Origin of the sequence: Myroides sp. NP-2, from assembly GCF_014145665.1 — a bacterium.
Lineage (GTDB): Bacteria > Bacteroidota > Bacteroidia > Flavobacteriales > Flavobacteriaceae > Flavobacterium.
The window spans coordinates 27,546-44,745 of sequence record NZ_JACHTD010000018.1; the positions used below are offsets into that span (position 1 = coordinate 27,546).

Here is a 17,200-nt window from a genome sequence, read left to right on the forward strand (position 1 = left end):
TGTCCTATTCTTTTTTCGTTTTTGTCGTTCTCTCCTCGTATTGCTTATTTCTACGCACTATTTCATTTGCATATAAAAAGAGTTGTTTATATTTGTATAAGCATTGAAGATTTCAATTTGCATAGAAAAATAACGTACAAGCGTAGTAAAGTAAAAAATTAAAATAATGATTATACAACCTAGAACTCGTGGATTTATCTGCTTAACTTCTCATCCTGAAGGATGTGCAGCGCATGTTAAACAACAAATTGCTTATGTTAAATCGAAAGGCAAAATAGCCAATGGGCCGAAAAAAGTACTTGTAATTGGTGCTTCTACAGGTTTCGGATTGGCATCGCGTATTTCTGCAGCTTTTGGTTCGGATGCAGCTACAATTGGAGTATTCTTTGAAAAGGCCGCAACAGAAGGACGTCCTGCGACTGCGGGTTGGTATAATTCAGCGGCATTTGAACAAGAAGCAACAAAAGCGGGTTTATATGCAAAAAGTATCAATGGAGATGCTTTTTCTGATGAAATCAAACAACAAACAATTGCGTTAATTAAACAAGATTTAGGTCAAGTTGATTTAGTGGTATACAGCTTAGCGTCTCCAAGACGTACACATCCTAAAACAGGGGTGGCTTATGCTTCTGTATTAAAACCAATCAATGAGCCTTTCTCTAATAAAACCGTAGATTTCCACACAGGGGTTGTATCTACTATTACAATTGATCCAGTAACCGAGCAAAGTGATATTGATAATACCATCGCTGTAATGGGAGGTGAGGATTGGAAATTCTGGATGGAAGACCTGAAAGCTGCTGGTGTTTTGGCAGAAGGTGTTAAAACAGTTGCGTATTCTTATATCGGACCTGAATTAACTTATCCAATCTACAGAAATGGAACAATCGGAATGGCTAAGAATGACTTAGAAGCTACTGTGCCTACAATTAATAACTTAATTGCTGATTTAAATGGAGTGTCTTATGTATCGGTAAACAAAGCATTAGTGACGCAATCAAGTTCTGCAATTCCCGTAGTGCCATTGTATATTTCCTTGCTGTATAAAGTGATGAAAGAGAAAAATATTCACGAAGGATGTATCGAACAAATGCAACGTTTATTTGCCGATCGCCTTTATGCTGATCAACCTATTACACTAGATAGTGAGGGGAGAATCAGAGTGGATGACTGGGAGATGAGAGAGGATGTTCAAGCAGAAGTAGCTAAATTGTGGGAAGAAATTAATTCAGATAATATCAACCAAATTTCAGATTTAGAAGGTTATAGAAGAGATTTCTTTAACTTATTTGGATTCGAATTCGATACCGTTGATTACAATATTGAAACAAACGAATTAGTTGAAATTCCAAGCATTAAATAGGAAACCATAAAAAAAGTCGATGAAATAAATCATCGACTTTTTTTTATGTACCGCTAACCGTCAACCGCGTTATCCTAAATACTTTTCTTGTAAATCCGAAACAACGGCTTGAATTTGTTCATTGATGTTTTGAATGTACAGGACAAGGTCTTCCTTGGTTTCAAATTTGATGGTTTGATCTTCTAATTGTTCTAAAGCAGGAACGATGTGGTTGATTTGCAACTGTTTGAACATGGGAAGCATTTTATGTGCAATATTGCTAATAGTTTGATAGTCAAAATCATCGGACGCATAGGTAAGATCTAGGCTATTTTCTTGGGTACTATCGACAAAAATTACCACGAATTTTCGCAATGCAGCGCTATCTTCCCCAATAAACTGTTTAATTTGGTTGATGTCGTATAGTTTTGTGGGCTTGTCCATTGAGAGTGTAGGTTCACTCTGAACGGTTAGCTCGAGCTTATGTGTTGGATGTAATAGTTGTGTGATGAGAATTAACAACTCTTGCAATTGAATTGGCTTTTGATGAGCGGATGCGAATCCGGCCTGGGTAAAATCTTCTACCGTAAGATCGCGTTTACCCGATAAGGCAACAACGGGAATTTGCTTGTACTTAGCGTTGTTTTTTAGTACGTTAATCATTTCAAACCCATCCATCTTAGGCATCTGAATATCACTGAGAATAATATTGTATTCCTCTTGCTCTAAAGTGCTCTCAATCTCAGATGAATCATTGAGAACATCCACTTTTTTGAAGATAGGAGTGAGTAATTCTTCCATTAATTGCAATTGGATTTTATCGTCATCTACCACGAGAATGCTGTCTTGCGCTAAAATGGTAAATTGTGCTTTGAATTGCTCAGCTGATATATAAGTGTTCGTTTGTACGTCAGCTTCTTCCAAAGGAAGGGTGATGGTAAAGATGGATCCTTCGCCTAGGATGCTATCGACTTGTATATCACCTCCTAATAACTTAATGAGGCGTTTGGAGATGTTTAATCCCAATCCCGTTCCTCCAAAGCGCTTTTCAATACCCGCATTGGCCTGACTAAATTCTTTAAAAATGTGGTCTATCTGACTTTGTTCTATTCCAATACCTGTATCGATTACCTTGATTTCTAGTTGATTACCTAATCGTATAGCTTCAATGAATACCCCTCCTTGTTGAGTGAATTTCACGGCATTGGTAATCAAATTGGTAACAATTTGTTTTAAGCGATAAGGATCAGAGATAAACGAATGATCTAAGGCTTGATCAACCGTCCATTTCAACTTAATTTTTTTATTCTCAGCATTGGGAACCAAAGGGGCGCAAATACTCTCGATTAATTCCTTTGGATTAAATGCCTTTTCTTGTATGCTGATCTTGTTGTTTTCTAACTTGGAAAAGTCGGTTAAATCGTTGATCAGATTAGCAATATACTGTGTTGAACTTTGAATATTGTTGAGGTATTGTTTTTGCTTGGAGTTTAATTCCGTGGTTTGTAGGAGATTAGAAAAACCAATTAAGCTCCCTAAGGGAGTTTGTAAATCGTGGGTAACCGTGGCGAATAACATTGTTTTACTGCGGAGTAATACCTCTCTTTCTTGGTTTAGTTGTTCTAGTTTTACCCGGTATTCTTGCGTTTGATTGATGTCTTTAATGATAATCCAACCCAAAATTATAATGACAAATAGGGCCGATCCACCAATATAAGCTATATTGGTAGAGGCAGTGCTAATACGCGCTTTGGACTCATTGATGTTTTGATAAGAAAGCGAGAGTAAATTGCGCTCAATACTCTCTAAAATCTTGCGCAATTCATTGGTTATATTCTTGTTCTCTATAATTAATTTCTGTTCTTCTTTTAATAAGTTCGCCTGTTGAAGGTTGACTTTTTGTTGGGCTTGTAAGATAATATTCTCCATCGCGCTAACAATGGAGTCTGTCACATTCGGATAATTAATTGTTTTGGTGATCGTATCGGTGTGATCCCCTTTGAACAAACGCGCCCAAGCGCTTCGCTTTTCCTTTTCTTTGGTCTGAATAACTATAGGTTCAATTTTCTTTTGTATTTCATCTCGGATGTCGTAAATCTTGTCAATCGCCTCACTATAGTTGCGGTCTTCATTGATTTCTTTTCTCGCTTTGATGATGTTGTTGAAACTGACTTTCTTCTTTTTTAATAAATCTTGAACTAAGTCTATCTTTTGATGAATCGCCTTATCCGATGTTGTTAATTTGATTTGTTCAATTTGATTTACTAAGGTATCTAAGTGCGAATAATAGCTTTTGATGTCTCTATTGTTGCCCGTAACAATGGCATTTCTACTGTATATCTCAGATGAATACAAGTTGTTTAGTGTACTACTAACCAAGAAAATCTTATTGTTTTCTTTGACTACTTGCTCTTCGGGTAAGGTGAATTTTTTAGCCTCTTTATAGATGTATAAACCCGAGAAGAATACTGCTCCTAATAGGATAATATACAAGAATATGATTTTTATTTTAATCGATTTGGAGGGTTTCATCCGATAAAAGTGTTTGAATTGATTTACAAATGTACAAAATGTTAGTTCTCCTTGTTGTGTTTTCGGTTTGCTTGTAAAACGAAAATAGAATTGTTAAAATTTATAGTTGTTTTTCATTGATAATTATTCTTTTTTTAGGTTGTGTATTTGTTGTATGTGTAAAAAAAACTTTGTTGTGTTTGGTTATTCAGTATAAAAGGTTAACTTTAGTATAAAATATTAAAAAATGATTTTGTTAAAGAGGTAGATTGCCGATTTGTTCAGGCAATCTTAGTGTTTAATCAATTAAAACTGTACGTTATGGCAAAGAATGATTTATTTAAGAAAGATTGGTTAGATATTGTATTTGCAGGTAGAAATAAGCAATATGGAGCCTACAAATTACGTTTAGAGAGCCCAAGAACAACCCTTTTAGCCTTAGGCAGTGGATTATGTCTATTCGCCTTAGTATTTGTTGCGCCAGCAGCTATTTCTTCTTTTTTTGAAGATGAAAATGAATGGGCTAAAGGTGAAATTATATCTTGTGATTTTGGTTATATAGATGAACCACTTGAACTTGTCGATGTTGTTCTGCCAAAAATAGAGGAAGAAGTAAAACCATTAGTAGATGAATCTTATATAGAAGAAGCTAGTGCGCCAGCTTCTGTTGTAGATGTTGAACGATTTACAAACTTAGAAGTAGCATCGGCAGATGAAATTACAGAAGAAGTGGTCAAGCAAACAGATTTAGGAGATGCTTTGATTGGCAGTGAGTCTATCAAAGGCAATGAGGAAGGAACTATTTTAATAAAGGAAAAAGCGGGACATAAAGTAGACAGTGGAGAAGAACGTGAAGGGGAAGAAGCGGAAAGAGGAAATGAAATCTACCGCATAACCACTGAAAGTGCTGCACCAATGGAGGGATTAGCTGCTTTTAGCAAGAGTTTTATCACTAAGTTTCGCGAAATACATATGCCTGATGCTTCTGGAAAAGTACAAGTGATCTTGTCTTTTGTTGTAGAAAAAGACGGAAGTATTACGGATATTAAAGTATTACGCGACCCAGGGTATGGTGCAGGAAAAGAAGCTGTTCGCGTATTGAAAACCATGCCGAAATGGAAACCTGCTCGTCAGGATAATCGCACAGTTCGATCTCAGTTCACTTTGCCAATTACTATTCAAGTACAATAAAAGTGATAGAGATAAATTGATAGATAGGTTTACTAAAAAATAAAAGCGATCCACGGATCGCTTTTATTGTATATACGAGTAAATTAGTCTCTTGAAATACCTCTTGAAATAACAATTTTTTGTATTTCTGAAGTTCCTTCGTAAATCTGAGTGATTTTAGCATCACGCATCATACGCTCTACATGGTATTCTCTTACATATCCATTTCCACCGTGTATTTGTACAGCTTCTACTGTGGTGTCCATGGCTGTTTTTGATGCAAATAATTTTGCCATAGCTCCCGAAATTGAGATGTCTTGTCCAGCATCTTTTTCTGCTGCTGCTTTTAAGCACAGCATACGTGCAGCAGAAATATTCGTCGCCATATCGGCCAATTTGAATGCAATTGCCTGGTGGTTGATAATCTCTGTTCCAAAAGCTTTGCGTTCTTTAGCGTATTTTAAAGATAATTCATAAGCTCCTTGCGCAATACCTAAGGCTTGAGAAGCAATTCCTATACGACCACCATTTAAGACGTTCATCGCAAAGGCAAATCCAAATCCGTCTTCGCCAATTCTGTTTTCTTTAGGTACTTTCACATCTGTAAAAAGTAACGTATGCGTGTCAGACCCACGAATACCCATTTTTTGTTCTTTTGCTCCAATTTCGAATCCAGGTAACCCTTTCTCTACGATGAAAGCATTAATTCCCTTGTGTTTCTTCTCAGGATTTGTCTGTGCAATAACAATGTAAAAAGAAGCTGTACTACCATTCGTGATCCAGTTTTTAGTTCCGTTCAATAAATAGTAATCCCCCATGTCAACTGCTGTTGTTTTTTGAGAGGTAGCATCAGATCCCGCTTCTGGCTCCGATAAACAAAAAGCACCAATCGCTTCTCCAGAGGCAACTGGCGTTAGGTATTTTTGCTTTTGTTCTTCATTAGCATACTTCTCTAAACCTGCGCAAACCAATGAGTTATTAACAGATAAAACGACTGCTGTAGAAGCGTCAACTTTGGCAATTTCCTCCATCGCTAATACGTATGATACACTGTCTAAGCCACTTCCACCGTATTTTGGATCAACCATCATACCTAAAAAACCAAGCTCTCCTAATTTCTTTATTTGTTCAGCTGGGAAAATTTGGTGTTCATCTCTTTCAATAACCCCTGGTAATAATTCAGTCTGCGCAAAATCACGAGCAGCTTGTTGAATCATTTGTTGTTCTTCTGTTAATTTAAAATCCATCGAGTATTTATTTTATTCTTCGTAATCTTGAAATTTATATGGTCAAATATAGCGGAATATTATCAGATATTCAATTTCTATGCTTAAATTTATACCTATGAAAAATAGTCAATATCGCGTTGTTGGAATCATGTCGGGGACTTCATTAGATGGAGTTGACTTGGTTTATGTTACACTTAATGTAAATGAAAAAGGGTGGTCTTTTGAATTGGAAAAAGGGCAAACAATTTCGTATTCAGCTGCATGGAGAACCAAGCTAAAGACGGCAATTGGATTAAATAAAGAAGCTTTAGATCGATTGGATGAGGAATATACTCTTCTTTTAGCTGATATAATCACTGCATTTATTCAAGAAAATGCATTGGAAACCGTTGATTTTGTCTGTTCACATGGACATACCATTTTGCACCGTCCCGATTTGGGGTATACCTTGCAGATTGGCAATTTACCCCTGCTTGCGGATTTGATCCAGCATAAAGTGATTTGCGATTTTCGCGTACAAGACGTCTTGTTAGGGGGGCAAGGTGCTCCTTTAGTTCCTATTGGTGATCGCTTGCTTTTTGGCGACTATACCGCTTGTTTAAACTTGGGTGGTTTTGCCAATGTTTCATACGAAAACGCGTTGCATTACCGCATTGCATTTGACCTATGTCCAGTCAATGTACTGTTGAATGAACAAGCAAATAAGTTGGGACTCTTGTATGATCCCGAAGGATCAAGAGCACAAGCAGGAACGGTCTGTCAACCCTTATTAGAAGCGTTAAACGCGTTGGAATACTACGCGAAAACCCCACCAAAATCCTTGGGAGTAGAATTTGTTGCCAGCAATATTCAACCTCTTTTGGAATTGCATGTGTTGAGCCCTGAGGATTATTTAGCCACTTTTGTGGAGCATATGGCTATACAGATTGCAAATGGAATTCAATTGCCTAAGCAAGCTAAAATATTAGTTACTGGTGGAGGAGCTTTTAATACTTACCTCATGAGTCGCCTGTCGTTTTACGCTTCATCCTATGAGTTTGTAGTAGCGGATGACTTATTGGTCAACTATAAAGAAGCGCTGATTTTTGCGCTATTGGGAACACTCAAAGTACGCGATGAGGTCAATGCTCTAGCGAGTGTAACAGGCGCCCAATACGATCATAGCTCTGGAGTAATCTACGATATTTTTGATCCTGTTTGGTAAAAAAGTAAAGGCGTCAACACTTGAGCAATTTTTTTCACGCTAATCCATTTGCTTGACACCTTGAAATCGCCCTATATTTGACGTGTTTTAGCCGTGTAGTGCACGCAGTCGTGCGCGAAACGTTAGAATCTCATATGGAAGTAACAATTATAGTAACAACAATACCGGATTTCAATCCTCTTTTGACCTATGACTTATCAAGAAACCGTTTTGTGGATGTTTGAACAATTGCCCATGTACCAACAACAAGGAGCAGTAGCGTATAAAGCAGACTTATCCAATATAGAAAAATTAGCAGCACATTTGAATCACCCAGAAAGGGAAATAAAAACCGTACACATTGCGGGTACAAATGGAAAAGGATCAACCTCCTCGATGTTGGCGTCTATCCTACAACAAGCAGGATATAAGGTAGGGTTGTACACCTCTCCTCACTTAAAAGATTTTCGCGAACGCATTAAGGTAAATGGAGAAGAAATTACAGCTACTTTTGTTGTTGATTTTATTGCAGCTAATCAATCGTTTTTCGAAAGCGAATCACTTAGCTTTTTTGAGATGACCGTAGGGATGGCTTTTGAATACTTCAAAAAAATGCAGGTAGATATTGCTGTGATTGAAGTGGGAATGGGCGGTCGATTGGACGCAACTAATATTATTACTCCTTTAGTATCGGTAATTACGAATATTGGAAAAGATCACGTGGCTTTCTTAGGTGACACTTTGGCGGCTATTGCAGTAGAAAAAGCCGGAATTATTAAAGCGGGTGTCCCTGTTGTAATAGGGGAGTATGTTCAAGAGACGAAACCTGTGTTTCTCGCTAAGGCAAAAGAGATGGGAAGTCCGATTTACTTTGCGCAAGATACGTACGCTTCCAATACGTATACCTCCGATTTAAAGGGGATCTACCAACAAAAGAATATACGCACCGTTCGTCAGACGATTGAATTGTTGCGAAAAGAACTAGCGATTACAACAGAAAATGAGCGAGAAGGGTTGAATCGGGTGGTAGCTAACACCAAATTACAAGGGCGTTGGCAGATTTTACAAGAACATCCCAAGGTAATTGCCGATACAGCACACAACGAGCATGGGCTTTCTATAGTGATGGAGCAGTTGAAAACGGAAAAGTACAACCAATTATACTTTGTTTTTGGAGTGGTGAACGATAAAGATTTGCAAGGAGTGCTTCCTTTTTTGCCTAAAGAAGCAAAATACTTCTTTGCGAAGCCAAATATTTTTCGCGGACTTGATGCTGAGATTTTGGCAGGAAAAGCAAAAGAATTTGGATTAGAGGGAATTGTTTGTGATTCAATACCAGAAGCTTATGCGAAAGCAAAAGCAGAAGCAAAGGCGGAAGACTTGATTTATATAGGGGGGAGTACTTTTGTTGTAGCAGAAATTTTATAAAAAAAAGTTTCAAAAAGCTTGCAAACATAAAATCCCGTCGTATATTTGCACCCGTAATCAACAAACGATTACACGTTCATAAAGAAAGGGCGATTAGCTCAGCTGGTTCAGAGCATCTCGTTTACACCGAGAGGGTCGGGGGTTCGAATCCCTCATCGCCCACCATTCTTACACATATTGAAAATATTCCGAATTTATAGAAATATTAATTAGGGCGATTAGCTCAGCTGGTTCAGAGCATCTCGTTTACACCGAGAGGGTCGGGGGTTCGAATCCCTCATCGCCCACAATATTTTAAATAAAAGTTAATTCGGGCGATTAGCTCAGCTGGTTCAGAGCACCTCGTTTACACCGAGGGGGTCGGGGGTTCGAATCCCTCATCGCCCACAATCTTTTAGATTAACGTCAATTCGGGCGATTAGCTCAGCTGGTTCAGAGCACCTCGTTTACACCGAGGGGGTCGGGGGTTCGAATCCCTCATCGCCCACAATTCATACTAAATTTGGAAATTTTCCGAATGTATATTTTATATTCGGGCGATTAGCTCAGCTGGTTCAGAGCATCTCGTTTACACCGAGAGGGTCGGGGGTTCGAATCCCTCATCGCCCACAAAAAAAGCCTATTCATTGCGAATAGGCTTTTTTTTGCTATTTCTTCTCGTGATTCACCACCTCAATAGAGGGATTAATCGCTACAAATTCACGAACCAAATCCGAATTGCTCTGGGGAGCCACATAGATCTCATCGTATTGGTTATACTTGATTATTATTCCCTTCGTACTTAACGCAGGCTTAGTTCCTGCCCACATGTTCTTTCCCACTTCAAGACGAGTGATCGTTGAAATGGCTATTTTTCCTTTGATAAAGGTAGAACGGTATTGGAAATAACCGTCCTCAATTCGATATACAGTCGAAGCATAAGCCCACACAAAAATCGCTAAAGGCAAGGTACTCAGTAGTAGTTCAATACTGATAACAGATAAAGCACCTTGATGAGTATAGAGAATAAGTAGTGGAAGTAGGCTTGCAAGTAAGGGATAAACAAAAAAACCTTTTTTATTCGCTGGAATATTTTTCATGTAAAACTAAATGTAGTTGTACTCAAATCTAGTGTTTAAAGTCGAAAAATTCAAGTTTTGATTGAAAGTGTAAAAAAAATAGGGAACAAGCCTTTAAGAGGGAAATTTTTCCTTTTAACTATTTTATTCATGGAAAAATAAGAATTATCTTTGCCTATTAAATTTATTAATGATGTTGAATCAGATTTTAACCCCTCAGATTATTAAGGCAGCCCAAGAGCTGTATGGTGTAGCAATTGATAAAGTTGAATATCAAGTTACTAGAAAAGAATTTGAAGGAGATGTTACAGTTGTTATTTTCCCTTTCTTAAAACAGATTAAAGGTAATCCTATCGAGATAGGTACTAAAATTGGTGAGTATTTAGTTGAAAATACAGCTGAAATCGTGCGGTTTAATGTAGTAAAAGGATTTTTAAATTTAGTTGTTTCAGATGCGTATTATTTAGCGTCTTTCACCAAGATGTATAAACAAGCTCATTTTGGATATCAAACGCCACAAGCGGACGACAAAGCCGTATTAGTTGAATATTCCTCACCCAATACCAATAAGCCTTTACACTTAGGGCATGTTCGAAATAATTTACTTGGGTTTTCGGTTGCTGAGATTTTAAAAGCAGCAGGGAAAAAGGTGTATAAAACTCAAATTATTAATGATAGAGGAATCCATATATGTAAGTCGATGTTGGCTTGGCAAAAGTTTGGCCAAGGAGAAACACCTGAATCTACAGGATTAAAAGGCGATAAATTAGTCGGAAATTACTACGTAAAATTCGATATTGAATATAAAGAGCAAATCAAAGCGTTGATGGCTACTGGTATGACAGAAGATCAAGCCAAAGCAGAGGCGCCGATTATCAAAGAAGCCAAACAAATGTTGTTGGATTGGGAGGCTGGGAAACCAGAAGTAATTGAGTTATGGAAAAAGATGAACCAATGGGTTTACGATGGGTTTGCTGTTTCTTATGCTAATTTGGGAATTGATTTTAATAAAAACTATTACGAAAGTGATACGTATCTATTAGGAAAAGACGTTGTAGAAGACGGATTAGCACGTGGTGTATTCTTCAAAAAAGAAGATAACTCTGTATGGATTGACCTAACAGACGAAGGATTAGATGAAAAATTGGTACTTCGTGGTGATGGCACATCGGTTTATATGACGCAAGATATCGGAACGGCTATTCAACGTGTTAAAGATTTTCCTGATATCGGTGGGATGGTTTATACTGTGGGGAATGAACAAGATTACCACTTTAAAGTACTATTCTTAATCTTAAAGCGCTTAGGTTTTGACTGGGCCGATAGTTTATTCCATTTGTCGTATGGCATGGTAGATTTACCATCAGGAAAGATGAAGAGTAGAGAAGGAACTGTGGTTGACGCAGATGAATTGATGGAAGAGATGACTAGTACAGCCCGTACTATTGCTGAAGATTTAGGAAAACTAGAAGGTTACTCAGAAGAAGAAAAAGCGACGCTGTATAAAACAATTGGTTTAGGAGCGCTCAAATACTATATTTTAAAAGTTGATCCTAAAAAACGCATTCTGTTTAACCCAGAAGAATCGGTTGATTTTGCTGGAAATACAGGACCGTTTATCCAATATACTTATGCGCGTATTCAATCTATTTTGCGTAGAGCTGATTTTGATATTACTACTGTTGCCCCTTCGATCGCTTTAGATCCAAAGGAAAAAGAAATTATCAAATTGTTGGAAGAGTTTCCAGAAGTAATTCAAAATGCAGCAAAATCACATAGCCCCGCACTTGTGGCAAACTATGTGTATGACGTGGTGAAAGAATACAACTCTTTCTACCAATCGGTTTCTATTCTTGGAGAAGAAGATACAACGTTGAAAACGTTTAGAGTACAATTGTCTCAAAAAGTTGGTTTGGTGATCCAAGACGCTTTCTCATTGTTGGGAATTGCGGTGCCAAATCGTATGTAATTTAGTTCTTTGTGAAAATAGTAAAATCATACATGATACAGTCATTAGCCATTATTATATTGGCTAGTGGCTTTTTTTTATTCTTTAAGGCAAATTTGCCACAAAAGATTTTTTCTGAAGCAAAGCCCAAAACAAGTAATGTAGTGATAGATAGCTTGTTATTAGAGGCTATAGCAAATGAAAAAGAAGCGGATGTCATAGAAAAAACCCCACCTAAAGACGCGGGTGAAGAAAGTGTAGAAGAAGATGCAGGAGAAACAACAAAAGAAGGAGAGGTGATGATCATCAATGAGGAGGAGTTGTTTTCGAACGAAAATGAGGCCAGCTTTAAAGGTATGGTTTTCTTAGATTATTTCTTCGGACGTTTGTATCAATTAGAAACCCAAAATGATGGACGAGTGCGTATTGCGTATTATGGCGATTCCATGACGGATGGGGATATGATTGTACAAGACCTGCGCAAAAATTACCAAGATAAGTACGGTGGGTCAGGAGTGGGTTTTGTACAAATTACATCCGAATCTGCTCAATCACGCGGATCTGTTGTACATAAATATTCTTCCAATTGGAAAGTACAATCCTATTTGAATGTAAAAAAACCACGCAGTCCTTTCGGTATTGGCGGACAAGTGTTCTTTGTCAAAGATACAGTAAAACCCACATGGGTGAGTTATCAAGCAGGTAGTATCCGCAATATGACTACGCTAAATAACCCTACTTTGTATTATGGTCGATCGACTAATACAAGAGGGACAGTGGAAATGGTCATGCAGAAAGATACCATTCGCAAATCTCTACAAGGGGCAAAAGCGCTGAATAAAGTAAAATTAGTCAATGGCTCCCTGAAGCAATTGAAATTGCAGTTTGTACACGCAGACTCAATTCCACTGTATGGAGTAGATGTGAGTAGTGCAATAGGGGTTCAGGTCGATAATTTTTCGAGTCGAGGAAATTCAGGATTGCCTTTGTCTTTATTCAATGTTAACGTGATGCAGCAGTTCCAAAAAGAACTTGATTACAGCTTGATCATTTTACATTACGGTACAAATGTGCTAAATTATGGGTCATACAACTACAGTTGGTATACCAAACAGATGAATAAAGTCGTTAGTCATTTAAGGCAGTGTTTTCCAAAAGCATCTATTTTAGTAATCTCAACTGCAGATAAATCGACTAAATACAATTTAACCATGCAAACAGATTCTGCAGTGACGCCATTGATGCGCGCACAACGCAAATACGCGATGGAATCCAAAACAGGATTCTTCAATTTGTATGAAGCCATGGGCGGAAAAGGATCGATGGTGAAATGGGTAGAGGAATCACCTACAAAGGCCAATAAAGATTATACCCACTTTAACTTCAGAGGTGCTCAAGCTGTGTCTTCTCTTATTTTCAAACAATTAGAAGAAGGTTATGCTGCCTATAAAGCAGAAAAAGGAAAAGAATTGACGGGTCAAAAAAACAAAAATAAAGAAGATTCCGTCCAAACAACAAAAGTTCAAAACGAAATATTTACAGTATCCAATGATTAGATGGAATAGCATTGTCGCTCCTTTACTGTTTTTGTGTAGCTTAGGAGTTTTTGCTCAAAAAACGAAAGATGATCAAGCATTGAACGAGGTATTGACTCCTAATGATTCAGTCAATACCCCCTATAAGAATGTGATTTATTATCCTGAACAATTGAAACACTTTTTTCATAGCTTAAAAGAATTGAGCGAAGGGAAAAGAAAAAAAGTGAATATTGTTCACATTGGAGATTCTCATATTCAAGCCGATTTCTTTAGTGGACGCGTGAGAAATTTGATCCAAGAACAATTTGGTAATGGAGGATTGGGATTTACATTTCCCTATCAATTAGCACGTACCAATAGCAATAATTTTGTGCGCTATTCCAGCAATTCCTCATGGGAAAATAGACGAAATATTTTTCCTGTTAATGGAGCTAAAGTTGGTTTGAGTGGGATTGCTTTAACCTCTTCAGCAAAGGACGCAGTTATCAAAGTAGATTTACGCGATAGCAAATATGCCTTTACGAAAGTGAAGCTATTTACACCTTCCGATGATTTGGTGTATAGCATTGGTACTGCAGACAAAGAACTCAACTTTACTAGTACGGTAACCAAAAGTAATTCACACAAAATTAAGGCAGGGGAATCCCTGTCTAGTATTGCTCAGAAATACAATACAACCGTAACAAGATTAAAACATTTAAATAAGTTAAAATCGGCCAATATTCAGGCTGGAAAAACCATACTTGTACCTGGAAAAAAAGTAGAACATACCGCAATTGCTGCTTCTTCTTTCCAACCGGTGAAATACGAGAAAGCAAAAAATTTCTATGCGTTTGATTTTCCGGATGCAACAGAACAGTTTTATTTATATGCCGCTACCCAAGCTGATCAATACGACCTCAATGGGTTGGTCCTAGAGAACGATCAAGCGGGTATTGTATATCACACCATTGGCGTAAATGGAGCACGCTATTCTGATTACAACAAGTATCCGTTGTTTTTTAGCCAACTCGAAGGCTTAGAAGCCGATTTAATTATTATCTCCTTAGGAACAAACGAGGCCTTTGATCGAATGAATGAAGAAAGCTTTAAAGTGGAAATGAATCGCTTTCTAAAAGAAGTAAAGGAGCGAAATCCACAAGTTTCCATTTTAATCACTTCACCACCGCCAAGCTATTTCTCCAAAGGAGTTCCCAACACTGTTGCTACGGCATTAACCAACGAAATTATCATCAATGGGATTGATCAACAATATGCAATTTGGGATATGTACTACAATTTAGGAGGAACTTTAGGCTTGCCTTATCTCGTTGATGAGCAAATGTTATCCAAAGATCTAGTACATTATACAATTAAAGGATATGAATACACAGGAACTTTGTTTTATGAAGGTTTAATGGAAGTGTATCAAAATTATTATACAACAGAAACGGCCCAGACAAATGAGTCTATTTAATATAGAAATGCCCCCTGTAACCTGGGATGACGTGATCCATTGGTTTACATTTAACCCTAAAGAACCCTTGTTGTTTAACTCGGGACTTTTTTTAGGGATGTTTATTGTTTTTTATTTGATTTATATTGGTTTACGCAAAACATTCCATGCGCGTTTGTTGTATGTGGTCTTGTTTTCCCTATTTTTCTACTATAAATCTAGTGGGTTATACCTTTTTATCTTAATCGGCTCCTCTTTAATGGATTATACTTTTGCTAATACGATTAACAAAAGTGCCAATGAGACTAAAAAACGGATGCTCTTGACACTCAGTGTCGTCTTGAACCTAGGCTTATTGGGATACTTTAAATACACCAATTTCTTTTTGGATGGATTTAATTTCCTCGCCAATTCTACATGGCACTTAGACGACTTGATTTTGCCTGTCGGAATTTCGTTTTATACCTTTCAATCGATCAGCTATATCATAGAAATTTACCGAAAGGAAATTGAACCAACTAAGAACTTCTTGGATTATTTGTTCTTTATTTCTTTCTTCCCCCAACTTGTTGCCGGACCGATTGTTCGGGCAAAAGACTTTATTCCACAGATTTATTCCAATCTGATTGTCACTCGTGATCAGGTGAATGAAGGAATGTTGCTCATCATCGGCGGGGTGTTGAAAAAGGCCGTTATTTCTGACTATATCTCGATTAACTTTGTGGATCGCGTTTTTGATGCCCCCAATAGCTATTCGGCTTTTGAAAATTTAATGGCTTCTTATGGCTATGCAATACAAATTTATTGTGACTTCTCTGGTTATTCGGATATGGCTATCGGTATTGCTTTACTCTTGGGCTATCGATTGCCTATGAACTTTAATGTGCCCTATCAATCTACGTCAATTACTGAATTCTGGAGAAGATGGCACATCTCCTTGTCTACGTGGTTAAAAGACTTTTTGTATATCTCTGTAGGAGGAAATCGAAAAGGAACATTTGGCGGTTATTTTTTCCCCGCTTTATTTTTTATTGGCATCATAGGATGGGGAATCTACAGCTATAACAACAGTATCTATCCCTTAATCATTGGAATACTAGCTTTAGTTGTCTTTATGTTGACTATTGCCTTGTCAAAAACCAAAGGAAAGAGTTTGTTTACTAATTTTAACTTACTGACAACGATGTTGTTGGGTGGGTTGTGGCATGGAGCTAGTTTGCGTTTTATCGTTTGGGGAGCGCTACACGGCATCGCCTTGGCAGTCCACAAATTAGTTATGGAGCTGTTTCCGCGCAAAAAAGATAAACCCGCTTCATTTGTTTGGCGTATTGTCTCTATTCTATTAACTTTTCACTTTGTGACGTTTTGTTGGATCTTCTTCCGCGCTAGTTCATTCGAAACGGCCTTGGATATGATGTCCAATATTAGCGAATTAGAGTTTGATTGGGCGGCTTGGTTAACGATTATCGAAGGATATAAAAACGTATTCTTATTGATTGCGATTGGATTTGTTTGGCATTTCATTCCTAAGCGATGGATGGCTATTCCACACCAATGGTTCAACGTGGCACCAATATTTGTGAAGTCAGTGATATTGGGGTTTGTATTCTGGGTAGTCTATGCAACAGCCACCGCAGGACCTCAACCTTTTATCTACTTCCAATTCTAAAATACTTATATATTATACAAAAAAGCCTCGCGTTTCGCGAGGCTTTTGTTATTTTCGAATATCTGCACTGTGTTTTGGCGATAAATTAGGTTCAGCAAATGTGATGCTTTGTTCCTCTTCTAGTGCCGCTAAAATCGCATATACGTTTTTGTAATCCGTTTGAGCTGGAACATTAATCACAAAGTAGTAATCATCAACCAATTCAATTTCGGTTTGTGCGTATAAAATTTCATTGTACAAATCCTCACGCTTGTATTTTTCCTTTAAAACTATTACTTGAACCGTGCTATTGCCAGAGGCCTTTTCGATATGTACGAGTTGATAGCGCTTTTGTTGTTCGTCATACACCGCATGTACAATATCCTCACAAGACAACTCAGGCCCATAGAATGGTATATTGTCAATTTGAAATAATTGTTTGTCTTCATCGACCAAAATTCCCCATAAAATTTCTTCTGTTTCTTTTTCTAATACTTCACTGTGATATTGTATCGCGATTTGTTCGTATTGTTCTTTCATGCTCTTTCGGTTTTAATTAGGGAAATAATGTTATTCAAATGGACTACAAAGATAGGTGGTATAAACGTAATTTTTAAGGAATCACACCTATTTGTTAGAATATTCCGTGGTTTTTTCAGCTAATACACACTAAAAAAAAGAGTATCTTAGGGGCTCTAATGACCAAAAAA

At 37.5% G+C, this 17,200-nt stretch carries 12 protein-coding genes and 5 tRNA genes; 13 read left to right on the top strand and 4 right to left on the bottom strand.

Features of this window, described 5'->3' with window-relative positions; all coding sequences use genetic code 11:
* Positions 1-166: 166 nt before the first annotated feature.
* The gene (fabV, locus tag H4K35_RS14165) at positions 167-1,363 is read left to right on the top strand and encodes an enoyl-ACP reductase FabV (protein ID WP_182628608.1); all 1,197 of its coding nucleotides are present in this window, start codon (positions 167-169) and stop codon (positions 1,361-1,363) included.
* A 69-nt stretch (positions 1,364-1,432) separates the two neighbouring features.
* Here fabV and H4K35_RS14170 read toward each other — a convergent pair whose 3' ends face one another.
* Complete coding sequence (locus tag H4K35_RS14170; RefSeq protein WP_182628609.1) at positions 1,433-3,874, bottom strand: ATP-binding protein; 2,442 nt, start codon at positions 3,872-3,874, stop codon at positions 1,433-1,435.
* Between the two features lie 300 nt (positions 3,875-4,174).
* On the opposite strand from H4K35_RS14170, the gene H4K35_RS14175 reads away from it, so the two are divergent.
* On the top strand, positions 4,175-5,044 hold the full coding sequence (locus H4K35_RS14175) for an energy transducer TonB (RefSeq protein WP_182628610.1): 870 nt from the start codon (positions 4,175-4,177) through the stop codon (positions 5,042-5,044).
* Between the two features lie 83 nt (positions 5,045-5,127).
* Here the strand turns inward: H4K35_RS14175 and H4K35_RS14180 are convergent, their stop codons facing one another.
* A complete protein-coding gene (locus H4K35_RS14180) occupies positions 5,128-6,270 on the bottom strand; it encodes an acyl-CoA dehydrogenase (RefSeq protein WP_182628611.1) in 1,143 nt (380 codons plus the stop codon).
* A gap of 97 nt (positions 6,271-6,367) precedes the next feature.
* Between H4K35_RS14180 and H4K35_RS14185 the strand changes: the two genes are divergently transcribed.
* The 7 genes from H4K35_RS14185 to H4K35_RS14215 all read left to right on the top strand — a co-directional run bounded on the left by H4K35_RS14185 (position 6,368) and on the right by H4K35_RS14215 (position 9,472).
* On the top strand, positions 6,368-7,456 hold the full coding sequence (locus H4K35_RS14185; RefSeq protein WP_182628612.1) for an anhydro-N-acetylmuramic acid kinase: 1,089 nt from the start codon (positions 6,368-6,370) through the stop codon (positions 7,454-7,456).
* 189 nt (positions 7,457-7,645) lie between these two features.
* A complete protein-coding gene (locus H4K35_RS14190; protein WP_182628613.1) occupies positions 7,646-8,863 on the top strand; it encodes a folylpolyglutamate synthase/dihydrofolate synthase family protein in 1,218 nt (405 codons plus the stop codon).
* Positions 8,864-8,950: 87 nt separating this feature from the next.
* Positions 8,951-9,028: transfer RNA gene (locus tag H4K35_RS14195), tRNA-Val, on the top strand.
* Positions 9,029-9,075: 47 nt separating this feature from the next.
* A tRNA-Val gene (locus H4K35_RS14200) sits at positions 9,076-9,150 on the top strand.
* A 25-nt stretch (positions 9,151-9,175) separates the two neighbouring features.
* Positions 9,176-9,250, top strand: a tRNA-Val gene (locus H4K35_RS14205).
* 25 nt (positions 9,251-9,275) lie between these two features.
* Positions 9,276-9,350: transfer RNA gene (locus H4K35_RS14210), tRNA-Val, on the top strand.
* A 47-nt stretch (positions 9,351-9,397) separates the two neighbouring features.
* Positions 9,398-9,472 (top strand) — tRNA-Val (locus tag H4K35_RS14215).
* Between the two features lie 38 nt (positions 9,473-9,510).
* Here H4K35_RS14215 and H4K35_RS14220 read toward each other — a convergent pair.
* Positions 9,511-9,942, bottom strand: coding sequence for a PH domain-containing protein (locus tag H4K35_RS14220; protein WP_182628614.1), 432 nt, complete (start codon positions 9,940-9,942; stop codon positions 9,511-9,513).
* Between the two features lie 169 nt (positions 9,943-10,111).
* Between H4K35_RS14220 and argS the strand changes: the two genes are divergently transcribed.
* The 4 genes from argS to H4K35_RS14240 are packed head-to-tail and all read left to right on the top strand — an operon-like array spanning position 10,112 to position 16,511.
* Positions 10,112-11,890 carry an arginine--tRNA ligase gene (gene argS / locus H4K35_RS14225; protein ID WP_182628615.1) on the top strand — a complete coding sequence of 593 codons (1,779 nt, stop codon included), beginning with the start codon at positions 10,112-10,114 and terminating at the stop codon, positions 11,888-11,890.
* Positions 11,891-11,922: 32 nt separating this feature from the next.
* Positions 11,923-13,425 (top strand): hypothetical protein, encoded by a 1,503-nt coding sequence (locus H4K35_RS14230; protein WP_182628616.1) that lies wholly within the window; start codon positions 11,923-11,925, stop codon positions 13,423-13,425.
* Positions 13,418-14,863: a LysM peptidoglycan-binding domain-containing protein gene (locus H4K35_RS14235; RefSeq protein ID WP_182628617.1), complete on the top strand. Its 1,446-nt coding sequence runs from the start codon at positions 13,418-13,420 to the stop codon at positions 14,861-14,863. Before H4K35_RS14230 ends, H4K35_RS14235 begins: the two co-directional genes overlap by 8 nt.
* On the top strand, positions 14,850-16,511 hold the full coding sequence (locus H4K35_RS14240) for an MBOAT family protein (RefSeq protein WP_182628618.1): 1,662 nt from the start codon (positions 14,850-14,852) through the stop codon (positions 16,509-16,511). Before H4K35_RS14235 ends, H4K35_RS14240 begins: the two co-directional genes overlap by 14 nt.
* Before the next feature lie 48 nt (positions 16,512-16,559).
* Here H4K35_RS14240 and H4K35_RS14245 read toward each other — a convergent pair whose 3' ends face one another.
* Positions 16,560-17,030, bottom strand: a complete 471-nt coding sequence (locus H4K35_RS14245) for a DUF4265 domain-containing protein (RefSeq protein WP_182628619.1) — start codon at positions 17,028-17,030, stop codon at positions 16,560-16,562.
* Positions 17,031-17,200 lie beyond the last annotated feature (170 nt).

Coding starts and splice junctions, on each gene's coding strand:
- fabV (WP_182628608.1), top strand. CDS start 167: ATGATTATACAACCTAGAACTCGTGGATTTATCTGCTTAACTTCTCAT.
- H4K35_RS14170 (WP_182628609.1), bottom strand. CDS start 3,874: ATGAAACCCTCCAAATCGATTAAAATAAAAATCATATTCTTGTATATT.
- H4K35_RS14175 (WP_182628610.1), top strand. CDS start 4,175: ATGGCAAAGAATGATTTATTTAAGAAAGATTGGTTAGATATTGTATTT.
- H4K35_RS14180 (WP_182628611.1), bottom strand. CDS start 6,270: ATGGATTTTAAATTAACAGAAGAACAACAAATGATTCAACAAGCTGCT.
- H4K35_RS14185 (WP_182628612.1), top strand. CDS start 6,368: ATGAAAAATAGTCAATATCGCGTTGTTGGAATCATGTCGGGGACTTCA.
- H4K35_RS14190 (WP_182628613.1), top strand. CDS start 7,646: ATGACTTATCAAGAAACCGTTTTGTGGATGTTTGAACAATTGCCCATG.
- H4K35_RS14220 (WP_182628614.1), bottom strand. CDS start 9,942: ATGAAAAATATTCCAGCGAATAAAAAAGGTTTTTTTGTTTATCCCTTA.
- argS (WP_182628615.1), top strand. CDS start 10,112: ATGATGTTGAATCAGATTTTAACCCCTCAGATTATTAAGGCAGCCCAA.
- H4K35_RS14230 (WP_182628616.1), top strand. CDS start 11,923: ATGATACAGTCATTAGCCATTATTATATTGGCTAGTGGCTTTTTTTTA.
- H4K35_RS14235 (WP_182628617.1), top strand. CDS start 13,418: ATGATTAGATGGAATAGCATTGTCGCTCCTTTACTGTTTTTGTGTAGC.
- H4K35_RS14240 (WP_182628618.1), top strand. CDS start 14,850: ATGAGTCTATTTAATATAGAAATGCCCCCTGTAACCTGGGATGACGTG.
- H4K35_RS14245 (WP_182628619.1), bottom strand. CDS start 17,030: ATGAAAGAACAATACGAACAAATCGCGATACAATATCACAGTGAAGTA.